Origin of the sequence: Streptomyces sp. C (assembly GCF_000158895.1) — a bacterium.
Classification (GTDB): Bacteria; Actinomycetota; Actinomycetes; order Streptomycetales; family Streptomycetaceae; genus Streptomyces; species Streptomyces racemochromogenes.
On sequence record NZ_GG657750.1, the window covers coordinates 3,132,677 to 3,156,722 of the forward strand.

Here is a 24,046-nt window from a genome sequence, read left to right on the forward strand (position 1 = left end):
GGGTGGGGCGGGCCGCTGTTTGCCCACCCGCCCCTTGTCTGCGGGGCGGGGGGCCGGGGGGCGGGGTCCCCTCGGGCGGTCTCAGAGAGGGTTGGGGGCTTCCCGTCAGTCCCATCGTCCTTCCGGTTCGGGCCGGTCCCTCAAGGGCGCTCCTTCGTCGCGTCGCTACGCGATCGCCTTCGGCGACCCTTGACCGACCGACCCGAACCGGAAAGCCGAAAGACTGCCGGGAAACCCCCAAAGAAACGGCACGGTCCATGGTGGAGGGACGGGTTCCTCAGCGATACGGGAGGGGCCAGGGGCCGGCACGCCGGGCATCCGGGCCCCCAAGAGGAGATCCGGAGCCGGGGCGCGACTACCCGCACGAGAGGCGAACAGAGAGCCCAGGAAGCCCCCAGGCGCAAGAGATCGCTACGCGCTCCTCGAATCTCAGCGTCCGGCGACCGCCTTGGGCTGATACCCGCACGAGAAGGCGAACAGGACGGCCCAGGGAGCCGACAGGCGCGACAGATCGCTACGCGCTCCTCTGATCTCGGCGGCCGGCGGCCGTCCTGGGCTGGTCTGAGGCGGGTTCGACGTTGGAGGCGGCGGTCGTGAACTCGCGGCCGGAGGCGCCACGGATGTAGGCCAGCTCGACCCAGCGCTCGTGGACGGCGGAATCCGAGACGTTCTCGTTGATCACCGCCATCAGGAGGCCCTCGACGCCGGAGGCGATGTCGCGGACACGACGGCGCAGGAGGCGGTGGGGGACGTACTCGTACTGCTCAGGCATCGGACGGCCCTTCGGTCGCGGATTCACCACTGCTCAGAGGGGGGAAGCGGTCTAGGAACCGCAACAGGCCCCGCTCCGATCGAGCCAGCAGTTCCGGGGACGGCTGGCCGTAGCCCGGTTGCCGGGGTGGGGATCCCTGCGCATCGCCAACGGTCATCTGGAGCTCCTCCCTTGTTCCCTTCGACCGTAGGCAGGAGCGCGGGATGCAACGAGGACACATCAGAGGACATTTCGCGGGAGTACCGTCGTCTCCACATGGCCGCCCGCTCGGCTGTAGCCCGCCCCTGGGGGAGTGATGTCCAAGACTCCTGGAAATCCCGCCTTTCGTGCCGCTCGGCTGGAACGCGGTTGGCACAGTCAAGCCGATGTGGCTCGGGCCTATGCCGCACACGCGGCCGCTCTGGGTGAGCACAGCGACATTGACGTACGGCAGGTACGACGCTGGGAATCGGCAAAACCGGGCTGGCCCAACACCCATACCCGGCGCGTGCTCCGCGCCATGTTCGGGCTGCCGTTGGAGCAGCTGGGGTTCCTGCCACCGCACCGCACGCCGGCGGCACCGATCAGGGAGGACGCGGTGCGCAGGCGATCGCTTCTGCAAGGGGTACTGGGGATCGCTCCCCTGCTCGGCCCGTCCGGTCGTGACCGGTTGGCCCACGCACGTCGCTACGACGATCGCGCCCTGGTCGGGCACCTCGGCAGTGCCCTGGACGAACTGGCGCGAGCCGATGGAAGCGCAGGGCCCCGGCAGGCGCTTCCGGCCGCGACGGACCTCGTGGCCGTCATCGAACAGCTGACCCACGAGGCCTCTTCGTCGCTGCGCCCGGACCTGCTTCGGGTGGGAGCCCGGGCTGCGGAGTTCACCGCCTGGCTCCACCGGGATGCAGGGGCCCCGGCACACGTCACGCTCTTCTTCCACGATCGTGCTGTCGAGTGGGCGACCGTGACGGGCGATGCCCCCATGCACGCCTATGTCCTGCTCCGAAAAGCCCAGGCCACCGACCGTCATGACGCGGCCCGCATGCTTGACCTCGCCCACGCTGCGGCCAACGGCCCCTGGAGGCTGCCGCCCCGTGCGCAGGCCGAGGCCCTTCAGCAGGAAGCACGTGCCCTCGCCCTCACTGGAGCCCCGCCGGACACTGTCGCCCGCACGCTGGACGCAGCCCACCACGCCCTGGGCCGGGCGGGGCGTGCCGAACCCGCGAGCTGTACCGGGCCGCTCTGCGCCGGATACACCCTCGACCGGCTGATGGCTCAGAGCGCGATCAGCCACCGCGAGGCCGGCCAACCGGCCCGTGCGGCGGACCTGCTCCGACAGCACCTTGCCCATGGCACTTTCGGGCCCAGGGACCGGGCGTTCTTCACCGCCCACCTGTCCGGTGCTCTTGCCTCAGCCGGCGAACCTGACCAGGCCGCCGCCACCGGGATGTCCGCGCTCAGCCTCGCCGCCGCCCCGGGCTTCGGCCAAGCACTGGGCGAGCTGCGCCGGACCGCCTCCCACCTGCGCGCTCACGCACGGCGCCCAGCCGTACGTGAGCTGCGTCAGGCCCTCACGGAACTGACCGCCTAGGAGGTGAGGAAACGAGTCACCCGCTCGATGACCTGTGTCTGCCAGACCTGGGTCTGAGGATCGGCATAACCGGGGTCGTCGTGTACGGCAAAACCGTGCTGGGCTCCGTCCAGTTCCATCAGGTCGGCCTGGCCCGCGAAGACGGGCAGGTACCGGCGCGAGGACTCCACCGGGACGAAGGTGTCCTTCGTCCCGTGCACCATCAGGACCGGTGCCCGCACGGCCCGGAGGTAGACGTCCGGATCCAGGTAGAACACCTCGTTGTGGAGGGCCCGTCCCAGCTCGAACGGTGACTTCTCCGTGAAGCCGAGCTCGTCCAGGTCGCGGGCAGCGCGGCCGGAGATGTAGTCGCCCTCGAAGTAGGGGCGGCTGTCCACGTAGCGGTCCCGATAGTCCAGGCGTGGGTTCAGGAGCACCAGCCGGCCCACGTCCTGCGGCCGGTACGCCGCGTGCAGGGCGGCCGCACCACCGGAGAAGGACGCCGCGATCACATGGGGCGCCCCGTCGAGCCCCCATTCGCGCCGCACCTGGTCTCCGGCGGCCCGGATGTCGTTGGAGACGCCTGCGATGGTGATGTCCTGCGGACGACCTCCGCTCGCCCCGTGCGCCCGCAGATCCAACCGCAGGGACAGCAAGCCGGATGCTGCGAGCCCTTCGGCCAGGCGGCGGAAGAATCCGCCCTCCTCCCTCGTCACCCCGGCACCGTGCACCAGCACGACGCACCCCCTCGCCGCCTCGGACGGCGCTGCGACCGTGCCCGCCAGCTCTGTACCGTCCAGCGACCGGAACCGAACTTCCCACTCAGAGGCCATGACCCCGATGGTAGGGATTCCAAGGCAAATCCGGCCGCCAGACGCCGAGAGGCGAGGAGCGCGTAGCGATCTGCCGCGCCCACACGCTCCCTCGGCTGCTCTCCCGTCCTCTGGTGCGGGTATCAGCCCAAGACGGTCGTCGGACGCCAGGTCGGGAGGAGCGCGTAGCGATCTGGCGCGTCTGGGGGCTCCGCAGGTCGCTCTGTTCGCCTTCTCGTGCGCGTAGCCGCGCCCCCGGCCCTGGGCCAGGGCTGGACGGGCCCGGATGCCCGGCCGGCCCCCGCCCCCGCCCCCGCCCCCGCCCCGCAGACCAGGGGGCGGGTGGGGCGGGTGGGCAAACAGCGCCCCACCCCATAGTGAGCCCGCGCTGCGGCGGCTACCGCCCCTGGAGCTTCGCCGAGGTCGTTCTCGTCGGCGGGAGCTGGTTGTAGAGGAGGCGGCCCGGGCATTCGGTGGCGAAGCCGTCGCGGTGGCCCGAGATGACGTTCAGCTTGACGTTGCTGCCCTTCGGGTAGCGGTTGCCGCCGCCCGACTTGAGGGTGGTCTTCGCCCTCGGGTCGGCTCCGAAGAGGCCCAGCTTCCAGGCCGTCAGGCGGGCCATCGCGTCCACAGCGGGGGCCGGCGGGGCGGTGGAGGTGTAGGTGCCGATCACCGCGATGCCCATGCTGTCCGCGTTGAACCCCATGGTGTGCGCGCCGAGCACCGGCTTCGCGACTCCGCCCGCCCGGCCCTCGTAGACCGTTCCGCACTTGTCGACGGCGAAGTTGTAGCCGAAGTCCCGCCAGCCGCTGCTCACCACGTGGTACCGGTACAGGCTGCGGATCACCGCCGGGGCGTCCTTGCAGGCGTAGTTGTTGCCGGAGGCGGTGTGGTGGACGAAGGCGGCCTTGACGGTGCTGGTGTAGACGAAGCCCGTCTCGCGCAGGGACTCGTCCGCGCCCCAGCCGCGCCGGGTCACGATCTTCGGGCGGGGGCCGATGTACGGCGCTGCTGCGGCGGTGAGTTCGCCGTCACTGGCGAAGACGGCGTCGGCGGTGGAGTCCGCCTTGTTCAGGGCGGGGATCTCCAGGGCGCCGAGCGGGGCGTGCGGGAGGTTGGCGGAGGAGGCCTCCGCCGTCTCCATGGTCATGCCGGTCTGTACGGCGCTGTCGCCCTTGTCGTCGTCCGAGCCGCCCGCGTCGTCCGAGTCGTCCGCGGGGCGCTGTGCCGGGCGGGTCGTGGTGCCGCCGGTGCCGTTCTTGCCGTCCAGGACGGCCACGGGCGCCGCAGAGCCCGGGTCGACGAGTTCGATCCGCATGCCCGACGGCAGGCGGGACGCCGACCGGGTGGGGCTGGTCTCCGCCTGGACGCGGACCTCCACGGCGTCGGAGGCGCCGACCCACAGCGGGGCGGTGCTGCCGCGGACGCGGCCGGTGCCGCGTTCCGTCGCGTCGGGGTCGGCGGCGTGTTCGCCGTTGTGGGTGTCGAGGTCCTGCCAGTCCGACCACTGCCGGCTGCCGACCGCGCGGGTACGGACCTGGACGCTGCCGACGAGCGGGGTGCTCACGTCGTCCCAGACGACGCCGACCAGCGAGAACGTCTTGACCTCGCGCGCCGCCAGGCCCCGGGTTCCGTCCGGGTCCGGTGCGGCGCTCATGCCGGGCACGCCGGGGATGCGGGCGCCCGAGGGTGCCAGGGGGACGAGCGGCAGCGACTGGGTGGATCCGGCGGGGTCCGCCGGGAGCGACTCGGCCTGGGCAGGAGTGGTTAGCGCGAGCGGCAGGGCCAGTGCGGCAGCCGTCGCGACGCCGATGGAGGAAGCAAGGAATCCGCGCATGGAAGCGATGCTGGACACAGCCTCCACGAAGCGCCATCGGAGAACTGACGATCCGTCCGACGATCAGTGCGGCCGCCCACCCCCGTACGGGGGAGCCGCCACCCGCCGTACGGGGGAGGGGCCCGCGTACGCTGGGCCGGGTGAACGCCACTGACCGCACCCCTGCCGACCTGCTGCGATCCGCGCTCGCCGCCGATCCGGGCCGCCCGCTCGTGACCTTCTACGACGACGCCACGGGCGAGCGCGTCGAATTGTCCGTCGCCACCTTCGCCAATTGGGTGGCCAAGACCGCCAATCTGCTCCAGGGTGACCTGGGCGCCGAGCCGGGTGACCGGCTCGCGCTGCTGCTCCCGGCGCACTGGCAGAGCGCCGTGTGGCTGCTCGCCTGTGCGTCCGTCGGAGTGGTGGCCGAGGTGGGCGGGGATCCCGCCGGTGCCGACCTGGTGGTGAGCGGGCCGGACACCCTGGAGGAGGCCCGTGCCTGCTCCGGCGAGCGGGTCGCGCTCGCGCTGCGTCCGCTGGGCGGGCGGTTCCCGCAGCCGCCGGCCGGGTTCGCGGACTACGCGGTGGAGGTGCCGGGGCAGGGCGACCGGTTCGCCCCCTTCGCGCCGGTCGACGCCGACGGCCCGGGCCTGGTGGTGGGCGGCGAGGAGCTCAGTCACGCGGACGTGGTCGGCCGGGCCCGCGCGGACGCGGCCGCGCGGGGCGCCGACGAGGGCGCCCGGGTGCTGTCGGGCCTCGGCTACGACAGCTGGGAGGGGCTGTCGGCCGGGCTGTACGGGGCGCTGGCCACGGGCGGCTCCGTGGTGCTGTGCCGGAACCTGGACGCGCTGTCGCCGGAGGCGCTGGAGCAGCGCGTGGAGAGCGAGCGCGTCACCCTGCGGGTCTGACCGCGCCCTCCGGGGGCCGCGCGGCGGGTCCGCCGCGATTTGTCACCCACATGGCCCTTGCCCGACCCCTGCCCCCGGGCCGTCGACCTCGCCCGGGGGCAGGATCGGCTGCAGGCCGTGCTCACCCGTACGGCTGGTTGCCGGCAGGGCGAGGGACGGAGCGCCAATGGCGGACAGCGCGGGCATACCGGAGGGCGGCGGAGCGGCCGGGAGCGGCGGCGCGCCCCCGCGCGGCCGCGGGCGCCGGCGCCGGCTGCTGCGCTGGGTCGGGCTGGGGCTGGTGCTGCTGGTGCTGGCGGGGGCGGCGGCGGGCTGGTGGCTGTACGCCAAGCTCGACGGGAACATCACCGAGGACACGTCCGCCGAGGCCGAGCTGCGGCGCTACGAGCGCGAGCGCCCGGCGCACTTCGGGGCCGGCGCCCAGAACATCCTGCTGATCGGCTCGGACTCCCGGTCGGGCACGGCCAACTCGCGCTACGGGCAGGACGAGGGCACCCAGCGTTCGGACACCACGATCCTGCTGCACCTGCCGGCGGACCGCGGGAGCGCGACGGCGGTGTCGATACCCCGGGACCTGATGGCGGAGGTCCCGAGCTGTCTGAAGCCGGACGGCACCCGTACCGGTGAGCGGTTCGCGCAGTTCAACTGGGCGTTCCAGTGGGGCGGGGCCGCCTGCACGATCCGCACGGTCGAACGGCTGACCGGGATCCGGATCGACCACCACATGGTGGTGGACTTCGGCGGGTTCAAGAAGATGGTCGACGCGGTCGGCGGGGTCGAGGTGTGCCTGAAGCGGCCGGTGGTGGACGAGGAGGCGCACCTCAGGCTCCCTGCGGGGCGCCAGTTGCTCCAGGGCGAGCAGGCGCTCGGTTTCGTCCGGGCCCGGTACGGTCTGGGCGACGGCAGCGACACCGAACGGATGGAGCGCCAGCAGCAGTTCCTGGGCTCGTTGGTGGAGAAGGTGAAGAGCAACGGGGTGCTGCTGAACCCGGGGCGGCTGTATCCGCTGCTGGACGCGGCCACCTCCTCGGTGACCACCGATCCGGGGCTGGCGTCGTTGCGGGGCCTGTATGAACTCGTACGGGGCGTACGGGACATACCGACTGATCAGGTCAAGTTCCTGACGGTGCCGCGTCGCCCGTACGCGGCGGATCCCAATCGCGACGAGCTCGTCGAGCCGGACGCGGCCCGGCTGTTCCAGCAGCTGCGCATGGACCTGCCGCTGACGGTCACCTCTCCGGAGCCGGACCCGCGGGTCCTGCCGGAGCCCGATCCGGAGCCCGATCCGGAACCCGATCCGGGGCCTCGTACAGGGTCGCCGTCGCCGGTCCGGGAGGGCGCTGGACCGGCCACGGCGACCGGCCCGGCGGCGGCCTCGCGGGAGCCGTCGCCGACGAGAAGCGGAAGCCCGGTGGGGGTCACGCCGGCGCCGACTTTCACGGGAACGACGGCGGCCGCGGCCGACTGCCGGTAAAGCAATCCAAAAGCCCGGGATCCGGCCGAGCCCGATGGGCGCTTTGGCCCGTTATAGAGAGAGTGGATTTTGTCACCAGCATGGTTTGGGGCTGACCTGGCCGGATAAGGTGAGCGATCCGGTGCACCGGCCGTGACAGGGGCCTTGCACCAGCAGCCGGATCGTTGACCGCGTGCCTGGGGGGAGGCGCGTCGCGAAGCACCGACGGAGGATTCGAGCAACCGTGGATGCGCAAAGCCGTGGGCGGGCGGACGAGATCGACCCCGCAGACCAGTGGGTGCTCAATCCCCGCACCGGCAACTACGAACTGCGACTGGGCAATTCCGCTGCGCAGCAGCAGGCCGTCGCCGCGCCCCGCAGATCCCGCAGGACCGCCACCGCTCCCTCCGTGCCGACCGCTCCGTCCCCGGCCGTCCCCAAGCCCCGCCGCGGCGAGGGCATGCCCGGCGGGCGGCGCGGCGGACGTCCGCGCAAGGGCGGCCGTCCGCCCCGGCGGCGCAAGGTCCTGGTGGCGACGGGCGGGACGCTGGCGCTGCTGCTGGTCGGCGGCGGGCTGGGCTCGTACCTCTACTACGAGCACCTGAACGGGAACCTGAAGGTCATCGACACCGGTGGTGCGGGCGCCGGTTTCAAGAAGGACCAGCCGATCAACATCCTGGTGATCGGCACCGACAAGCGCAGCGGCAAGGGCAACGAGGGCTACGGGGACGCGGAGAGCGTCGGGCACGCCGACACCACGATCCTCTTCCACGTGTCCAAGGACCGCAGCAACGCGACGGCGCTGTCCATCCCGCGCGACCTGATCACCGACATCCCGGCCTGCCCGACGAAGCAGTCGAACGGTTCGGTGAAGGACATCGCCGGCACCAAGGGCACCCGCTTCAACAACAGCCTGGGCCAGGAGGGGCGCGACCCGGGCTGCACGATGCGCACGGTCAAGCAGCTGACCGGCATCGAGGTCGACAACTTCATGATGGTCGACTTCAACGCGGTGAAGAACCTGAGCACGGCGGTGGGCGGGGTGCCCGTCTGCGTGGAGAAGGACGTCAACGACCGCGATTCCAAGCTGAACCTGAAGGCGGGAGAGCACCGGCTCCAGGGCGAGCAGGCGCTGGCCTTCGTACGGACGCGGCACGCGTTCGGCAACGAGAGCGACCTGGACCGGATCAAGACCCAGCAGCAGTTCCTGGGTTCGATGATGCGGGAGATGAAGTCCAAGGAGACGCTGACCAGTCCGAAGAAGTTCGTGTCGCTGGCGGAGGCGGCCACCAAGTCGCTGACGGTGGACCAGGGGCTGGGGTCGATCGGGAAGCTCACCGACCTCGCCGGCGAGCTGAAGGACATGAACCTCAAGAACATCACCTTCACCACACTGCCGGTGCTCGACAATCCGAACGAGCCGGCGAACCGCAAGTCGACCGTGGTCCTCAACGCGGCTCCCGCCGAGGAGCTGCTCCGGATGATCCGCGCGGACGTCTCGCTCACCGAGGTCGAGAAGAAGGAGGCGGCGGCGAAGGAAGCGGCCGACGCCGACGCCAAGGCCCGGCAGGACGCGGTGCTCCAGGGCAACCGCGCGCCCGCGGGCGACGTCCGGGTGGACGTGTACAACGGCGGTGGGCCCCCGGGATCGGCCTCCACTACCCTGACCTGGCTGCAGAACAGCAAGGGTGTCCTCAAGGCCGGCAACCACGGCAACGCCTCCACCCGGCTGGGCGCCACCCAGCTGGAGTTCGCCCCGAACCAGGCCGACCAGGCCCGGGCCCTGGCGGACATGATGGGGCTGTCCGGTGCCGCTCTGAAGATGGGTTCCGTGGACGCGGGTCCGCGGACGCCGATGAAGCTGACGCTGGGTGCCGACTTCAAGGAGCCCGGGAAGCCGCTCGGCGCGCCGGAGACTCCGCAGCAGGCGCCCGAGGGGCTTCAGCGGGTCGAGGCGGACAAGGCGGTCTGCGCGAAGTGAGCGGTCCGCGCCACGGGGGCGGACGGCTGTTAGGCACGGCACGCACCAGCACCACCGATCTTTTCGACCGACCGGCGCATGACGGGCGGTAGCCGGGAGGACCGGCACCACACCGACCAGTAGTGATCTTGAGGGGGGACGCGTGAAGCAGAGCAGCGTGCGGGGGGAGGGGGCGCCCGACCAGGCCGCCGACGGCATATCCGACGACGAGCAGAAGGCCGCCGCCTCGGTGCCCCCGCCCCGGAAGGGCTCGGGTGCGGCCCGGCCCGCGGAAGGCGGGCTCCCGGTGCGGCGGCGTCGCCGCCGGGTGCTGTTCTGGGTGGCGTCCGTCATGGCGTTCCTGATCCTGGGGACGTCGGCGGCCGGGTACCTCTACTACCGTCACCTCAACGGCAACATCCGCAGCGGGCAGCGCCTGAGCGGAGACAGCGGCGTGGAGAAGACCCACGCCAACGCCAAGGGCCAGCGGCCGCTGAACATCCTGCTGATCGGCTCGGACAGCCGCAACAAGCCGGAGAACGTCGAACTGGGCGGCAGCCGCGACACGGTGGGCAACGCCCCGCTCGCGGACGTGCAGATGCTGCTGCACGTGTCGGCCGACCGGGAGAACGCCTCCGTGGTGAGCATCCCGCGCGACACCCGGGTCGAGATACCCGAGTGCACCGACCCGAAGAGCGGCGAGAAGTTCAAGAAGACCCGGGCGATGATCAACGAGTCGCTCGGCCGCGGCGGCCCCGGCTGCACGCTGGCCACGTGGGAGAAGCTGACCAACGTCTACATCGACCACTGGATGATGATCGACTTCTCCGGTGTGGTGCAGATGGCCGACGCGGTCGGCGGCGTCCCGGTCTGCGTCAAGGACAACGTCTGGGACCGGCCGATAGCCACCTCCGGCGGCGGCTCCGGCCTCAAGCTCCAGAAGGGCACCACCCGGGTCAAGGGCGAGCAGGCCCTGCAGTGGCTGCGCACCCGGCACGCGTTCAGCAGCGACCTGGGCCGGGCGCAGGCCCAGCACATGTACATGAACTCGATGATGCGCGAGCTCAAGAGCCAGAACGCCTTCACCGACGTCGGCCGGATCACGGCGCTGGCCGAGGCCGGCACCAAGGCGCTGGAGGTCTCGGAGGAGATCGGCTCGGTCAAGAAGCTGTACAACCTGGCCATGCAGCTCAAGGACGTGCCGACCAACCGCATCACGATGACGACGATGCCGACCTTCCAGGACCCCTCGGATCCGGACCGGCTCGTGGTGAACCCGGCGGACGCCGACAAGCTGTGGGCGATGCTCCGCAAGGACGTCGCCTTCGACAAGAACGGCGCTCCGACCACCCCGCAGAGCCCCTCGGCCTCCGAGCCCGCCGCGTCGCAGCCCTCCCCCGGGGCCTCGCAGCCGGGCCAGCCCTCGCCGTCGGGCCAGCCGGCGCAGCCGGGTCAGGGGCCGTCCCCGGCCCCGTCGACGGCGCCGGACAAGATCCAGGTCAACGTGGTCAACGGCACCGCCGTGGAGAAGATGCCGCTGGCGCCCCGGCGGGCGAACGTGGTCGCGGAGGCCCTGGTCGCCAAGGGCTTCACGGGGGCCCGCGCGGACGGCGCGCTGACCCCGGAGAAGGCCACCGTGGTGCGCTACCCGTCCCCCGACCTGGCCGACGAGGCGCAGAGCGTGGCGGCGGCCATGGGCATCCCGGGCACCGCGGTGCAGCAGTCGGCCGACGTCTCGCGGATCACCCTGGTCGTGGGCGGCGACTGGCGCGACGGCGCCGTCTACCCGCAGCAGGCGCCGCCGGAGGCCGGTTCCGTACCGGACACGGCCGACGCCCTCAACGGTTCGGACACCGGGGCGTGCATGGAGGTCTACAAGCCGTACCGCTGGTGAGGCGTCGGGTATCGGTGTCACGTTACCGCGTACGGGGGAAACGGGTGCGCGGCGGACGAGCGGTACGGACAGCGGCTGATCGTATGGGCCTACTGTTCTGACGAATCTGCCCGATGTGCCGGCCGGTCCGCACCGTGAGCGAACCGCCGGCTCCGTCCCCGTGCTGTCCCCCGCGGAGGTGTCCACCGTGCCCCAGCCGCACCGTCCCACCCCACCCGCCAGGCCCTCCCAGCCGCAGCGTGCGCGCGGCGGCGGCCGTCGGGGCAGGCGCCGGGACGGCCGGCCCCGGTGGGGGGTGCGGATCGCGGCCGGGATGTCGCTGGTGGTGCTGGGGTCCGGAGCGATCGGGCACGCGGTGATGACCGGCCTGGACACCGGGATCGAACGGGTCGACCCCTTCAAGGACATGAAGAACCGCCCGCAGGCCGGGCACGGCATGAACTTCCTGCTCGTCGGCACCGACGGCCGCGACCGGATCACCCCGGAGGAGAAGCGCGCGTTCCGGCTCGGCGGGGCCCCCTGCCACTGCACCGACACGATCATGCTGGTGCACCTCTCCGCCGACCGGGAACGGGCCAGCGTCGTCAGCCTGCCCCGGGACAGCTACGCCGAGCTGCCCGCGCACCGCGACCCGGTGACCGGCAAACCGCACCGGCCGCACCCCGTGAAGCTCAACGCCGCCTACGCCGAGGGCGGCCCGAACCTGACCGTGCGCACCGTGGAGAACATGACCAAGGTCAAGATCGACCACTACCTGGAGGTGGACTTCAGCAGCTTCATGAAGACCGTCGACGCGATGGGCGGCGTGGAGATCTGCACCGTCAAGGCCCTGCACGACCAGAACACCGGCCTGGACCTGCTGCCCGGCCCGCACCGGCTCAGCGGCGGCCAGGCCCTCCAGTACGTCCGCTCCCGCCATGTCGACGGTGCCTCCGACCTGGGCCGCATGCAGCGGCAGCAGCGGTTCGTCGCCGCCCTCGTCAAACAGGCCACCGGGGGCGGGGTGCTGCTCAACCCGGTGAAGTTCAAGGAGGTCAGCTCCACCCTGCTGGGGTCGGTGCGGGCCGACCGCGACTTCGGCTCGGAGCAGATGCTGGCGCTCGGCCAGGCCATGCGCGACTTCACGCCCTCCTCCTCCGAGTTCGCCTCGGTGCCGGTCGGGGACGCCTCGTACCCGGTCAAGGGCATCGGCTCGACGGTGAAGTGGGACGGGCCGAAGGCCGCCCGGCTCTTCGAGGCGCTGCGCCAGGACCGCCCGCTCGCCCCGCCCCGGCCCGGCGGGGGCGCCGGCGGTCGGCAGCGGCCCGCCGCCGTGACGGTGGACGTGCCGCCGCAGCAGGTCCGGGTCCAGGTGGAGAACGGCACCCGGATCGACGGGCTCGGCGGCCGGGTGGACCAGGCCCTGCGCGCCACCGGCTTCGACACCACCCGCGCCCCGGGCAACGCCGCCAGCCGCGACGTCCGGCGCACGGTGATCGCGTACGACCCGCGCTGGGACCGCTCGGCCCGCACGGTGGCGGCGGCGCTGCCGGGCAGCGAGCTGCGCGCGGTCGCCGGGCAGGGCCGCACGGTGCTGGTGACGGCCGGCTCGGAGTACCGCAAGGTGGTGCCGGTGCGGGCCGAGGACCCCTACCAGGGCGGCGGGGCCCAGGCCGTCACCGGCGACCAGGTGGTGTGCGGGCCGTAGCCGCGGCCACCGGCTACGCGGTGCGCTCCAGCAGGGAGATCGTCAGGCCGCGCACCGTCTTGCTCTCGACCACCCGGTAGTGGCTGCGCAGCGCTTCGGCCTGCCCCTTCGGGAACTTGTGGAACGGGTTGTCCGTGCCGCTCCAGGTCACCACCCACACCCGCTGGGTGCCGCGCAGGCACTGCACGGGCTGGGCGCACTCCTTGGGGAACAGGTCGTCGCGCTGCAGCGCCGAGCGCTCCGCGAAGACGTCCTTGAGCCGGACGCGCTGCGGCAGGTAGTACTCCACCTGATAGTCGATCATGAACACCTTGTCGTCGCCGCGTACGGGCGCGAACCCGTCCCCGGGCCGGTAGCCCTTGGCGATGATCTTCGCGACGCCCTGGCCGTCCTGCTCGACCCTGGCCCACTCGGTGCGCATCTGCCGCTGGTCGGGAAGGCCGAGGACGATCAGCGCGGCCAGTACGAGCGCACCGGCCCGCAGCGGCCGCAGTGCGGCCAGGGCGGCGGCCGCGAGCAACACCCAGGCGGGCACGGTGAAGAGCAGGTAGCGGTCCATGAAGTACGAGGTGCTGCCCTGCGAGACCACCCAGGCGGCCACGATCGGGGCCGCGCCGATCAGCAGGAGCTCCCCGGCGCCCCGCCGGCCCCGGCTCCAGGCGAGCGGCAGCAGCACCAGCGCGGCGAGGAGGAGACCGGTCGTCGGGGAGGCGAAGAGGTTGCTCCACAGGTCGGCGAAGCCCCGCAGGTGCGGGGTCTTGATCCAGCTGATCTGCCGGGTGACCTGACGCTGCCCCAGCAGCACCAGCGGCACCACGGGCAGCAGGCCCACGGCCACCGTCACCGCGAACGCGACGACGGTGCGCCCGCGCCGGTCCCGCCGCCAACGCAGCAGCACGATCAGCCCGTGCGGCAGCAGGATCAGCAGGGACACCACGTGGAACAGCCCGGCCGCCGCCACGGCGAGGGCGTACGGGGCCCAGCGCCGCAGGGCCGGCCGCTCCAGCGCCCGCAGCAGCAGCCAGGTCGCGGCGCTGACGGCGAGCACGACGAAGGCGTACGACCGCGCCTCCTGCCCGTACCGGGACACGGCCGGCACGAACGCGAAGAGCAGCCCGGTGAAGACGGCCGTGCGGCGGTCGAAGAGCGTACGGGCCGTCAGGACGGTGAAGGCGGCGGCGCCGGCCATGGCGAGCGCCGACGGGAGCCGGAGCATGGCGAGGGAGTCCCCGAAGACGGAGACCCAGCCGTGCAGCAGGAGGTAGTAGGCGCCGGAGACGGCGTCGACGTGCCCCAGCATGTCGACCAGCTCACCGGTGCTGCGCGAGGCGGCGTTCCAGCTGGCGAGCTCGTCCCGCCAGGGTTGGGCGCGGCCGATGCCGAATGCGGCGACGGCCAGGGTCAGCAGGGCGGCCCACAGCCAGTCGAGGCGGGCCGGCAGCCGGCGGGGCGCCGCGGGCTCCTCGTCCGAGCCGGCGCTTCGGCGCCCGGCCGCACCGGCCGGGGAGTCGGGCAGCGTGCGTGCGGAGGTCATCGGGTGGAAGCGCCTTCTGCGGGGACGGCAGGGCGCTCGACGGTCGCGGCGCGGCTGCGTACGGGTGGTCGGACGTCAGCGCAGCAGTCTACGGGGGCGTCACCGCCGCAGCCGAATGGATCACTCCTCGATGCCCTCGGCGGCGCGCCGCTCGCGCAGCTCGGTGATCGCCTGCCGGCGGGCGAGCCGGTGGGTGCGGCGGATCTGGGCCTCCTGGTAGCGGCGCTCGTCCTGCTCGGTCTCCGGGATCACGGGCGGGACCCGGCGGGGCTTGCCGTCGGAGTCCACCGCCGTGAAGACGAGGTAGGCGCTGCCGACCTGGGTGGCGGGGCCCGACTCGTTCCACCGCTCGGCCAGGACGCGTACGCCGACCTCCATCGAGGTGCGGCCGGTCCAGTTGACCTGCGCCCGGACGTGGACCAGGTCGCCGACGCGGACGGGGGCGAGGAAGGCCATCTCGTCCATGGAGGCGGTGACGGCGGGGCCGCCGGAGTGCCGGCCGGCCACGGCGCCGGCGGCGTCGTCCACCAGCTTCATGATCACGCCGCCGTGCACGGTGCCGAGCAGGTTGGTGTCGTTGGCCGTCATGATGTGGCTGAGGGTGGTCCGGGACGCCGAGATCGGCTTGCCCTCGGGTGCGTCCGGTATCTGTGTCATACAGCCACCTTAAGTGCCGCCCGTAGGCATCAGGTGTGCAACAGGCGCGGTACGAAGCGTGGACCGGGGTGTCGGGCGGCGCTCCCGGCCGGGCATCCTTGTGCGCATGAGTGACTGGGACGGGTACGGCGAGCGCGACGCGCGGGGCCGCCGCGATGACGGGTACGGGCGCGGCAGCGGGCAGGGGCAGCCGGAGGGTGCGCAGCGGATGCGCCACGTCCAGCGGCAGCCGCAGCAGCGGCCGCAGCGCCCGGCGCGCCCGCCGGTCCCGCCGCAGGGCCCGCCGCAGGGCGGCCGTCCGGGGTACGGGGTGCCGCAGCAGGCGCAGGCCCCCGGCTCCGGCTCCGGCTTCGACAGCGGCTACAACACCGGCCAGGTGTACGGGCGTCCCGCGGGCCCAGGCGGGCCGGGTCAGCGGCCGCCGGGCGGACCGGGCAGGCCGCAGGGGCCGGCCCCGGACTGGCGCAAGCGGATCAAGATCGGTTCGATCGCGGTGGTCTCCGTACTCCTCGTGACCGGCATCGGCACCTACTTCTGGGCGGACTCCCAGGTGCGCCGCGAGGTCGACCTGTCGAAGGTCATCGAGCGCCCGAAGGAGGGCGACTGCACCACGTACCTCATCGTGGGCTCCGACAGCCGCGAGGGGATGTCCGACGAGGAGAAGAAGAAGCTCCACACGGGCTCCGCCGAGGGCAAGCGCACCGACTCGATGATGATCCTGGCGAAGTGTTCCAGCGGGAACACGATGATCTCGCTGCCGCGCGACTCCGACGTGGAGATCCCGTCCTTCGTCGGCTCCCAGTCGGGCAAGAAGTTCCCCTCGCAGGGGCGCCGGGTCAAGCTCAACGCCGCGTACGCGGAGGACGGGCCGGAGCTGCTGGTGCGGACGGTGGAGTTCAACACCGGCCTGCGCATCGACCACTACGCCGAGATCGGCTTCGCCGGCTTCGCGAACATCGTCGACGCGCTCGGCGGGGTGGAGCTGGACATCGAGCAGGGCTTCAAGGACGAGAAGTCGGGCGCCGACTTCAAGGCGGGCAAGCAGACCCTCAACGGCGAGCAGTCGCTGGCCTTCGTCCGCACCCGGTACGCCTTCGCCGAGTCGGACCTGCAGCGGACGAAGAACCAGCAGAAGTTCCTCTCCGCGCTCGCGAGCCAGGCGGCCACCCCGGGCACGGTCCTGAACCCCTTCTCCCTCTACCCGGTCATGGGCGCCGGCCTGGACACGCTGATCGTGGACAAGGACATGGGGCTGTGGGACATGGGGCAAATGTTCTTCGCGATGAAGGGCATCAGCGGCGGTGACGGCGTGTCGCTGAACATGCCGATCTCCGGTCAGCGCGGCGGCAACCTCGTCTGGGACAAGGCGAAGGTGCAGCAGCTGGTGAAGGAGATCCAGAACGACCAGAAGGTGACCGTCAAGGGGCAGTGACCCGGCCCCCGGCGGGTGGTGGAACGAAGGAGGAGGGGCACCCCGGGCGGTGCCCCTCCTCCTTCGTCGTCCGTCCGTGCGTTACTTGCCGGCGCGGGCGCGGAGCTTCCACGGCATGGCGATGGACTCCAGCTGGACGGCCAGGTTCATCTTGGACTCGCCGACGGTGCGGTCCTCGAAGTGGATCGGGACCTCCATCACCTGGAAGCCGCGGCGCAGGGCCTTGTACTTCATCTCCACCTGGAAGCTGTAGCCGGCGCTGCCGATCGACGCGAGGTCGATCGCCTTGAGCGCGCCGGCGCTCCACAGGTTGAAGCCGCCGGTGATGTCGCGGACGCGGGTGCCGAGGATGGTGCTCGCGTACGCGTTGGCCCAGCGGGAGAGCAGCTTGCGGTGCGCGCCCCAGGCGTCGGAGAGGGTGCCGCCCGGCACGTAGCGGGAGCCGACGACGAGACCGGCGCCGGTGGAGCGGGCGACGCCCAGCATCTCGGCGATCTTGCCGGCCGGGTGGGAGCCGTCGGCGTCCATCTGCAGGACGTACTCGGCGCCGTCCTCGACGGCCTTGGCCATGCCCGCCGCGTAGGCGCGGCCGAGGCCGTCCTTGGCGGTGCGGTGCAGGACGGACATGCGGGGCTTGCCGTCCTCGGTGAGGAAGCCCTCGGCGAGCTCGTCGGCGATCTTGCCGGTGCCGTCGGGCGAGGAGTCGTCGACGATCAGCAGGCGCAGGCCCGGCTGGTCGAGGCCCATGAGCAGCTCCACCATGCCCGGCAGGTTGCCCGCCTCGTTGTAGGTGGGCATGACCACGGTGAGCGGCGTGTCCGCCCAGGTGTCGGGGAGCTTGGTGGTAGCGACGTCGGTCGCGCGGGGAGTCTGCTGCTCGCCTATCACAGGTTGTGCCTCACTGAAGTTGGTCACCGGTCGGAGGAGAAACGGACGGCGGCGTCCGGCAGTTCAGCCTCGCACCACACCCGCACCCCTGCGCGAAGTTCGTTGTCAGCCCCCACGACGGCGCCGTCGCCGATGACCGCGCCCGTCAGCACCGTGCGCGTTCCCACCGAGGCGCCTGCGCCGATGAGGCTGGCGCTCACCACCGTGTCCGCGCCGAGGATCGCGCCGTCCAGCACGATGGAGCCCTGGACGACAGCACCCGATTCGATCCGGGCGCCGGCACCCACAACGGTACCGCCCGAGAGCTTGGCGCCCTCCGCCACCTCGGCGCCGGGGAGCACGAGGGCCTCGCCGCGCGGGCCGGGGACGGCCGGGGAGGAGACGACGCCGCGCACCAGGTCGGCGGAGGCCTGGACGAAGGACTCGGGCTTGCCGAGGTCCAGCCAGTAGGTGTCCTCGGTGACCCCGTGGAGCTTGGCGCCGGAGGCGAGCAGGCCGGGGAAGGTCTCGCGCTCGACGGACACCGGCCGGCCGGCCGGGATGGAGTCGATCACGCTGCGGCGGAAGACGTAGCAGCCGGCGTTGATCTGGTCGGTGATGATCTCCTCGGGGGTCTCCGGCTTCTCGGTGAAGGCCAGCACCCGCCCGTCGGCGTCGGTGGGGACCAGGCCAAAGGCGCGCGGGTCCTCGACGCGTACGAGGTGCAGGGAGACGTCGGCGTCGGCCGCCTGGTGCGACTCGACCAGGCCGGCGATGTCGAGACCGGTGAGGATGTCGCCGTTGAAGACGAGGACCGGGGAGTCCGGGCCGCCCGTCAGGCGCTCGGCGGCGTTGCGGATGGCGCCGCCCGTGCCCAGCGGCTCGTCCTCGACGACGTATTCGAGGGTGATGCCGAAGTCGGAACCGTCGCCGAAGTAGGGCTCGAAGACCTCGGCGAGGTAGCAGGTGGCCATCACGATGTGCGTGACACCGGCGGCGGCGGCCCTGGCTATCTGGTGGGCGAGGAACGGGACGCCCGCTGCCGGAACCATCGGCTTGGGGGTGTTCACCGTCACGGGGCGCAGTCGCGTCCCCTGCCCGCCGACCAGCAGGATCGCTTCCGTCATTTTGTTCTCTCCCCAACCGGTTCGGGCGTACGAAGCTTCAAAGTTAGCCCATCCCGGGCGGTGCAAAGCCCGGAGGCGGGCCGTGCGGGCCGCCTCCGGCAACGTTCCGGTTACAGCGGGTTCCGCAGTCCGCGCGGGCGCGGGGACCCGTCCGTCCCCTCTATATGTACGGCGTGCCGGCCGCGCGGCCGAAGACCCGCTGCTCAGCGGCGAAACCCCGCCCGCGAGATCCACCCGTCCGCCGCGGGCCGCGCGGGCGGGCGGCGGGCCTCCTGCCCGGGCGGGGCGCGGCTGCCCGCCGGGGGCGTGCGGCCGCGGTCCGGCCGCCCGCTGGATCGCAATCGTTACAAAGGAGGGTGTACGGAAAGGCCCCCGGCGGGTGCGGGGGCCTTTCGCGCGGGTACGGGCCGGCCGCGCTACGGCAGGTTGCGGGCCATCACGATCCGCTGGACCTGGTTCGTGCCTTCATAGATTTGCGTGATCTTCGCGTCGCGCATCATGCGCTCGACCGGGTAGTCGCGGGTGTAGCCGTAGCCGCCGAGGAGCTGGACGGCGTCCGTGGTGACCTCCATGGCCACGTCGGAGGCGAAGCACTTGGCGGCGGCGCCGAAGAACGTCAGGTCGGAGTCGACGCGCTCCGACTTGGCGGCGGCCGAGTAGGTCAGCTGGCGGGCGGCCTCGATCTTCATGGCCATGTCCGCGAGCATGAACTGGACGCCCTGGAAGTCGCCGATCGGCTTGCCGAACTGCTTGCGCTCCTGGACGTAGCCCTTGGCGTAGTCCAGGGCGCCCTGGGCGATGCCGAGGGCCTGGGCGGCGATGGTGATGCGGGTGTGGTCGAGGGTCTTCATCGCGGTGGCGAAGCCGGTGCCCTCGGCGCCGATCATGCGGTCGGCGGGGATGCGGACGTTGTCGAGGTAGACCTCGCGCGTCGGGGAGCCCTTGATGCCGAGCTTCTTCTCGGGGGCGCCGAAGGAGACGCCCTCGTCGGACTTCTCGACGACGAAGGCCGAGATGCCCTTGGAGCGCTTCTCCGGGTCGGTGACGGCCATGACCGTGTAGTAGTCGGAGACGCCCGCGTTGGTGATCCAGCGCTTGACGCCGTTGAGCACCCAGAAGTCGCCGTCGCGCACCGCGCGGGTCTTCATGCCGGCCGCGTCGGAGCCCGCGTCGGGCTCGGAGAGGCAGTAGGAGAACATCGCGTCGCCCTTGGCCAGCGGGCCGAGGTACTTGGCCTTGAGCTCCTCGGAGCCGGAGAGGATCACCGGGAGGGAGCCGAGCTTGTTCACGGCCGGGATCAGGGAGGAGGAGGCGCAGACGCGGGCCACTTCCTCGATCACGATCACGGTGGCGAGGGCGTCGGCACCGGCGCCGCCGTAGGTCTCGGGCACGTGGACGGCGTGCAGGTCGTTGGCGACGAGGGCGTCGAGGGCCTCCTGCGGGAAGCGGGCCTCCTCGTCGACCGCGGCCGCGAACGGGAGGATCTTCGCCTCGCAGAGTGCGCGGACGGACTCGCGGAGCATGTCGTGCTCCTCGGCCGGGCGGTACAGGTCGAAGTCGGCAGAACCCGCCAAGATCTCTCACTCCCCAAGGTCACGCGCCGTGGAGCCGGCGACAGCCGTGTGTCGCTGTCGCACGCCCGGCGCGGGATGCTAACTACCGTTAAGTAACCCAAATTCTAGTTCCCGGCGTCCGTACAGCGATATGCGGCGCGTACGTGAGCTGCGTGACAGCCGGATGCTCCTGGGAACGTCCCCCCGGACCGGCCCGACTATGCTCGGGGCCGCAAACGGCCCCGCACCTCTGGAGCATCCATGGCCCCCCTCAAGATCACCGTGATCGGTACCGGCTACCTGGGCGCCACCCACGCCGCGGCCATGGCGGAACTCGGCTTCGAGGTGCTGGGCCTGGACGTGGTCCCGGAGAAGATCGCGATGCTGGAGGCCGGCCGGGCCCCGATGTACGAGCCGGGCCTGGAGGAGCTGCTCGCCCGGCACGTGGCGGGACTGCCCGGATCCTCCGGCCGGCTGCGGTTCACGCGGTCCTGGGAGGAACTCGGCGCGTTCGGCGACGTCCACTTCGTGTGCGTGAACACCCCGCAGAAGCACGGCGAGTACGCCTGCGACATGTCGTACGTGGACGCGGCGTTCGAGTCGCTCGCCCCGCACCTGGACGGGCCGGCGCTGGTGGTCGGCAAGTCGACGGTGCCGGTGGGCTCCGCGGCGCGGCTCGCGGCGAAGCTGGCGGAGCTGGCCCCGGCGGGCGCCGACGTGGAACTGGCGTGGAACCCGGAGTTCCTGCGCGAGGGCTTCGCGGTGCAGGACACCCTGCACCCCGACCGGATCGTCATCGGCGTCCACGGCGAGCGCGGCGAGAAGCTGCTGCGCGAGGTGTACGAGACCCCGATGTCCGAGGGCAGCCCGCTGGTGGTCACCGACTTCCCGACCGCGGAACTGGTCAAGACGGCCGCCAACTCCTTCCTGGCGACCAAGATCTCCTTCATCAACGCGATGGCGGAGGTGTGCGAGGCCGCCGGCGGCGACGTGGTCAAGCTCGCCGAGGCCATCGGCCACGACGAGCGGATCGGCTCGAAGTTCCTGCGCGCCGGGATCGGCTTCGGCGGCGGCTGCCTGCCGAAGGACATCCGCGCCTTCATGGCCCGGGCCGGCGAGCTGGGCGCCGACCAGGCCCTGACCTTCCTGCGCGAGGTCGACTCCATCAACATGCGCCGCCGCGGCCACATGGTCGAGCTGGCCCGCGAGGCCGTCGGCGGCTCCTTCCTCGGCAAGCGGGTCGCCGTCCTCGGCGCCACCTTCAAGCCCGACTCCGACGACGTCCGCGACTCCCCCGCCCTCAACGTCGCCGGACAGATCCACCTCCAGGGCGGCCAGGTCACCGTCTACGACCCCAAGGGCATGGACAACGCCCGCCGCGTCTTCCCCACCCTCGGCTACGCGGACTCCGCGCTCGCCGCGGCCCGCGGCGCCGAGGTCGTCCTGCACCTCACCGAGTGGCGCGAGTTCCGCGACCTCGACCCCGCCGACCTCGGCGCCGTCGTCACCGACCGCCTCGTCCTGGACGGGCGCAACGCCCTGGACCCGGCGCGCTGGCGGGCGGCCGGCTGGACGTACCGCGCGATGGGCCGGCCGCAGGCCTGACGCCATGACGACGACCAGCAGCCTCCCCGCCGACCCGGTCGCGCCGGCCACGGCGGCGCCCGCCTCGCACCGCCGGCGGCGGACGTCCTCCGAAGCGGCCGCGCGCCGGCGCGGCGCCCTGCTCGGCATCGCCGGCTTCTGGCTGGCCAGCCGGGCCGCGATGCTGTGGATGCTCGTCAACGACTTCTTCAGCTCGAACCTCGTACGCGTGGAGGTCACCGCGACCTACCACAACTGGTACGACGTCCTCTCCACCTGGACGCTGCCGCAGAACGACATCATGTGGCAGTACCCCCCGGCCGCCGCGGCGGTCTTCCTCTCCCCCGACCTGCTGCCGTTCCTCACCTACTTCCAGGCCTTCGTGGCCCTGACGGTGCTCTGCGACGGCGTGGTCCTGCTCGGCCTCGTCCGGGCGGCGCGCAGGAGCGACGGCAGCATGGCCGGCGCCCTGCTGTGGCTGGTGGCGCTGCCGATGATGATGGCGACCCCGTTCGCCCGCTACGACATCCAGGTCACCCTGCTCGCGGTCTTCGCGCTGCTCGCGCTGCGCAGCCGCCCCCGGGCCGGCGGGGTCGTCGCCGGCATCGGCGCGATGGTCAAGGTGTGGCCGCTGCTGACCCTGCTCGGCACCCCGCGCGGCAGGTCGACGCGGGACGCCCTCGTCGCGGCCGCGCTGTCCTGCGCGGCGCTGCTCGCCGTCTTCGCGGCGCTGTTCAGCGACACGTTCGGCTTCCTCGGCAACCAGGGCGACCGCGGCGTGCAGGTCGAGTCCCTCGGCGGCTCCGTGCTGATGGCGGCCCGCTTCCTGGACCTGTGGCCCGGCGGCATCGACTTCCAGTACGGGGCCTTCGAGTACATCGGCCCGTACGTGCCGGACATCGCGCGGGCCTCGCTCGCCCTGACCCTGGCCGGCTTCCTGCTGCTCCTGCTGTGGCGCGTCCGGGCGAACCACTGGACGAGCGCGACGCCTTTCGACGCCGCGCTCTGCGCGATCATGGTCTTCACGGTCACCAGCCGCGTCATCAGCCCGCAGTACATGATCTGGCTGCTCGGCCTCGCCGCGGTCTGCCTGACCTCCAGGAACACCACCCAGCGCCCGGTCGCCTGGCTGCTCGTCGCCGCCAACGCGCTGACCACGCTGATCTTCCCGGTCTGGTACGCGGACATCCTCGCCACCAGCGCGCTCGGCACGGTCCTGCTGTGCGTGCGCAACGGCCTCCTGCTCTACGCCACGGTGTGGTCGGTGGTCCGGCTGTGGAAGGCGACCGTCCTGCGCGACCGGGCGCCGGAGGCCGCTGCGGCTTAGGGCGCCGCTCTGCGGTGCTGGGCGGCTCGGGCCGTGAACTCCGCGTCGCGCAGCACCCTCTGGGCGTTGCCCCAGGTCAGCAGGGCCAGGTCGGATTCCGTCCAGCCGCGTTCCAGGAGTTCCGCGATCAGGTACGGGTAGCCCGAGGGGTCCGTCAGACCGGTCGGGCGGGGGCCGCCCCGCTCGGCACCGAAGGCCGCGCCGAGTCCGACGCCCTCCGGGCCGGCGATGGCCCGTACGTGGTCCAGGTGGTCGGCCACCGCGTGCAGGGAGTCCCCGGTGCGGGCGGTGTCGAAGGTGACCATCGCCAGGCCGTTCGCCGCCCGCAGCGCGAGCAGGACCTCGTCGGTGACGTTGCCCGGATGCGGGTTGAGGGCGGCGGCCCCCGTGTTCGAGATGATCACCGGTGCCTTGGAGGCCGCCGCGAGCTGGCAGGCGGCGGCCGGCGGGCAGCCCGTCAGGTCCAGCAGCATCGCCAGCCGGTTCACCTCCTTGACCACCTCGTGGCCGAAGGCCGTCAGGCCCTCCTCGGCCCAGGGGGCGCCGGCGGGCGCGAGGAGGCGCACGCCCAGCGCGTGGAAGGCCCGCAGCGCGCCGAGGGAGTCGGTGAGCGTACTGCCGGGGACGGGGCCGAGGAACGAGGCGATCCGGCCCCGGTTGCGGGCGTCGGCCATGTCGTCGGCGCTCAGCGCCAGGCACAGGCTGTCGGGGTAGCGGCGCATCAGGGACCGCGCCACGTCGATCTGTTCGAGGGTGTCGGACACCACCTGGTCGGCGGCGGCGTCCGGGCGGGGCCGGCCCGGGGGCACGAGCAGCGTCCAGAACTGGGCGCCCACCCCGCCGGCGCGGAGCCGGGGGATGTCGGTGTCGACGCCGGTGTCCGGGGTGTCGATGTCGTGGTACGGACTCTGGCGCAGGGTCCAGACGAGGGTGTTGCACCCGTCGGCGACGGGATGGACGGCGAGCAGCTCGGCTGCGCGGTCGAGGGCGCCGCCCGTGAAGGCGGGGGCCGGGACGTCTTCGGCTCCGACGCCCACGGAGTGGGGTTCATCCTGCAGATCAGCCATGGCAGTGGCTCCGGTCTCGGCGGCAGCAGGGAGAGAAGATGCTG

At 72.1% G+C, this 24,046-nt stretch carries 18 protein-coding genes; 9 read left to right on the top strand and 9 right to left on the bottom strand.

Annotated features, from left to right (window positions below):
* Positions 1-514: 514 nt before the first annotated feature.
* Positions 515-772 (bottom strand): hypothetical protein, encoded by a 258-nt coding sequence (locus SSNG_RS13905; protein WP_042800986.1) that lies wholly within the window; start codon positions 770-772, stop codon positions 515-517.
* A 295-nt stretch (positions 773-1,067) separates the two neighbouring features.
* Here SSNG_RS13905 and SSNG_RS13910 point away from each other — a divergent pair, with 295 nt between their 5' ends.
* Positions 1,068-2,342, top strand: a complete 1,275-nt coding sequence (locus SSNG_RS13910; protein ID WP_007264467.1) for a hypothetical protein — start codon at positions 1,068-1,070, stop codon at positions 2,340-2,342.
* Here the strand turns inward: SSNG_RS13910 and SSNG_RS13915 are convergent.
* Together SSNG_RS13915 and SSNG_RS13920 are read right to left on the bottom strand one after the other, a co-directional pair.
* Positions 2,339-3,154: an alpha/beta fold hydrolase gene (locus SSNG_RS13915; RefSeq protein WP_042800987.1), complete on the bottom strand. Its 816-nt coding sequence runs from the start codon at positions 3,152-3,154 to the stop codon at positions 2,339-2,341. The two genes, SSNG_RS13910 and SSNG_RS13915, sit on opposite strands and share 4 nt — an antisense overlap.
* Positions 3,155-3,530: 376 nt before the next feature.
* A complete protein-coding gene (locus SSNG_RS13920; RefSeq protein ID WP_042800988.1) occupies positions 3,531-4,970 on the bottom strand; it encodes a peptidoglycan recognition protein in 1,440 nt (479 codons plus the stop codon).
* Between the two features lie 140 nt (positions 4,971-5,110).
* Between SSNG_RS13920 and SSNG_RS13925 the strand changes: the two genes are divergently transcribed.
* The 5 genes from SSNG_RS13925 (at position 5,111) to SSNG_RS13945 (ending at position 12,854) form a co-directional block, all read left to right on the top strand.
* A complete protein-coding gene (locus SSNG_RS13925; protein WP_007264470.1) occupies positions 5,111-5,860 on the top strand; it encodes a TIGR03089 family protein in 750 nt (249 codons plus the stop codon).
* A gap of 166 nt (positions 5,861-6,026) precedes the next feature.
* Positions 6,027-7,334, top strand: coding sequence for an LCP family protein (locus tag SSNG_RS13930; RefSeq protein WP_128636954.1), 1,308 nt, complete (start codon positions 6,027-6,029; stop codon positions 7,332-7,334).
* A 223-nt stretch (positions 7,335-7,557) separates the two neighbouring features.
* Positions 7,558-9,294: an LCP family protein gene (locus tag SSNG_RS13935; protein ID WP_042800989.1), complete on the top strand. Its 1,737-nt coding sequence runs from the start codon at positions 7,558-7,560 to the stop codon at positions 9,292-9,294.
* A 331-nt stretch (positions 9,295-9,625) separates the two neighbouring features.
* On the top strand, positions 9,626-11,167 hold the full coding sequence (locus tag SSNG_RS13940; protein WP_128637459.1) for an LCP family protein: 1,542 nt from the start codon (positions 9,626-9,628) through the stop codon (positions 11,165-11,167).
* A gap of 295 nt (positions 11,168-11,462) precedes the next feature.
* Positions 11,463-12,854 carry an LCP family protein gene (locus SSNG_RS13945; RefSeq protein WP_007264474.1) on the top strand — a complete coding sequence of 464 codons (1,392 nt, stop codon included), beginning with the start codon at positions 11,463-11,465 and terminating at the stop codon, positions 12,852-12,854.
* Positions 12,855-12,867: 13 nt separating this feature from the next.
* Here SSNG_RS13945 and SSNG_RS13950 read toward each other — a convergent pair whose 3' ends face one another.
* The gene (locus SSNG_RS13950) at positions 12,868-14,388 is read right to left on the bottom strand and encodes a glycosyltransferase family 39 protein (protein ID WP_007264475.1); all 1,521 of its coding nucleotides are present in this window, start codon (positions 14,386-14,388) and stop codon (positions 12,868-12,870) included.
* 120 nt (positions 14,389-14,508) lie between these two features.
* On the bottom strand, positions 14,509-15,045 hold the full coding sequence (locus tag SSNG_RS13955; RefSeq protein WP_007264476.1) for an acyl-CoA thioesterase: 537 nt from the start codon (positions 15,043-15,045) through the stop codon (positions 14,509-14,511).
* A gap of 106 nt (positions 15,046-15,151) precedes the next feature.
* Here SSNG_RS13955 and SSNG_RS13960 point away from each other — a divergent pair, with 106 nt between their 5' ends.
* Positions 15,152-16,477 (top strand): LCP family protein, encoded by a 1,326-nt coding sequence (locus SSNG_RS13960; protein ID WP_128636955.1) that lies wholly within the window; start codon positions 15,152-15,154, stop codon positions 16,475-16,477.
* Positions 16,478-16,558: 81 nt separating this feature from the next.
* Here the strand turns inward: SSNG_RS13960 and SSNG_RS13965 are convergent, their stop codons facing one another.
* The 3 genes from SSNG_RS13965 to SSNG_RS13975 all read right to left on the bottom strand — a co-directional run bounded on the left by SSNG_RS13965 (position 16,559) and on the right by SSNG_RS13975 (position 20,045).
* Complete coding sequence (locus SSNG_RS13965) at positions 16,559-17,275, bottom strand: polyprenol monophosphomannose synthase (RefSeq protein WP_125816695.1); 717 nt, start codon at positions 17,273-17,275, stop codon at positions 16,559-16,561.
* Positions 17,276-17,388: 113 nt separating this feature from the next.
* Complete coding sequence (locus SSNG_RS13970; protein ID WP_007264479.1) at positions 17,389-18,471, bottom strand: NDP-sugar synthase; 1,083 nt, start codon at positions 18,469-18,471, stop codon at positions 17,389-17,391.
* Positions 18,472-18,887: 416 nt separating this feature from the next.
* Positions 18,888-20,045 carry an acyl-CoA dehydrogenase gene (locus SSNG_RS13975; protein ID WP_007264480.1) on the bottom strand — a complete coding sequence of 386 codons (1,158 nt, stop codon included), beginning with the start codon at positions 20,043-20,045 and terminating at the stop codon, positions 18,888-18,890.
* A 240-nt stretch (positions 20,046-20,285) separates the two neighbouring features.
* Between SSNG_RS13975 and SSNG_RS13980 the strand changes: the two genes are divergently transcribed.
* Positions 20,286-21,629 (top strand): UDP-glucose/GDP-mannose dehydrogenase family protein, encoded by a 1,344-nt coding sequence (locus SSNG_RS13980; protein ID WP_007264481.1) that lies wholly within the window; start codon positions 20,286-20,288, stop codon positions 21,627-21,629.
* Positions 21,630-21,633: 4 nt separating this feature from the next.
* Positions 21,634-22,935 (top strand): glycosyltransferase family 87 protein, encoded by a 1,302-nt coding sequence (locus SSNG_RS13985; protein WP_007264482.1) that lies wholly within the window; start codon positions 21,634-21,636, stop codon positions 22,933-22,935.
* Here the strand turns inward: SSNG_RS13985 and SSNG_RS13990 are convergent.
* The gene (locus SSNG_RS13990; protein WP_042800990.1) at positions 22,932-24,002 is read right to left on the bottom strand and encodes a membrane dipeptidase; all 1,071 of its coding nucleotides are present in this window, start codon (positions 24,000-24,002) and stop codon (positions 22,932-22,934) included. The two genes, SSNG_RS13985 and SSNG_RS13990, sit on opposite strands and share 4 nt — an antisense overlap.
* Between the last annotated feature and the right edge of the window lie 44 nt (positions 24,003-24,046).

Coding starts and splice junctions, on each gene's coding strand:
- SSNG_RS13905 (WP_042800986.1), bottom strand. CDS start 772: ATGCCTGAGCAGTACGAGTACGTCCCCCACCGCCTCCTGCGCCGTCGT.
- SSNG_RS13910 (WP_007264467.1), top strand. CDS start 1,068: ATGTCCAAGACTCCTGGAAATCCCGCCTTTCGTGCCGCTCGGCTGGAA.
- SSNG_RS13915 (WP_042800987.1), bottom strand. CDS start 3,154: ATGGCCTCTGAGTGGGAAGTTCGGTTCCGGTCGCTGGACGGTACAGAG.
- SSNG_RS13920 (WP_042800988.1), bottom strand. CDS start 4,970: ATGCGCGGATTCCTTGCTTCCTCCATCGGCGTCGCGACGGCTGCCGCA.
- SSNG_RS13930 (WP_128636954.1), top strand. CDS start 6,027: ATGGCGGACAGCGCGGGCATACCGGAGGGCGGCGGAGCGGCCGGGAGC.
- SSNG_RS13940 (WP_128637459.1), top strand. CDS start 9,626: ATGGCGTTCCTGATCCTGGGGACGTCGGCGGCCGGGTACCTCTACTAC.
- SSNG_RS13950 (WP_007264475.1), bottom strand. CDS start 14,388: ATGACCTCCGCACGCACGCTGCCCGACTCCCCGGCCGGTGCGGCCGGG.
- SSNG_RS13955 (WP_007264476.1), bottom strand. CDS start 15,045: ATGACACAGATACCGGACGCACCCGAGGGCAAGCCGATCTCGGCGTCC.
- SSNG_RS13960 (WP_128636955.1), top strand. CDS start 15,152: ATGAGTGACTGGGACGGGTACGGCGAGCGCGACGCGCGGGGCCGCCGC.
- SSNG_RS13965 (WP_125816695.1), bottom strand. CDS start 17,275: ATGCCCACCTACAACGAGGCGGGCAACCTGCCGGGCATGGTGGAGCTG.
- SSNG_RS13970 (WP_007264479.1), bottom strand. CDS start 18,471: ATGACGGAAGCGATCCTGCTGGTCGGCGGGCAGGGGACGCGACTGCGC.
- SSNG_RS13980 (WP_007264481.1), top strand. CDS start 20,286: ATGGCCCCCCTCAAGATCACCGTGATCGGTACCGGCTACCTGGGCGCC.
- SSNG_RS13985 (WP_007264482.1), top strand. CDS start 21,634: ATGACGACGACCAGCAGCCTCCCCGCCGACCCGGTCGCGCCGGCCACG.
- SSNG_RS13990 (WP_042800990.1), bottom strand. CDS start 24,002: ATGGCTGATCTGCAGGATGAACCCCACTCCGTGGGCGTCGGAGCCGAA.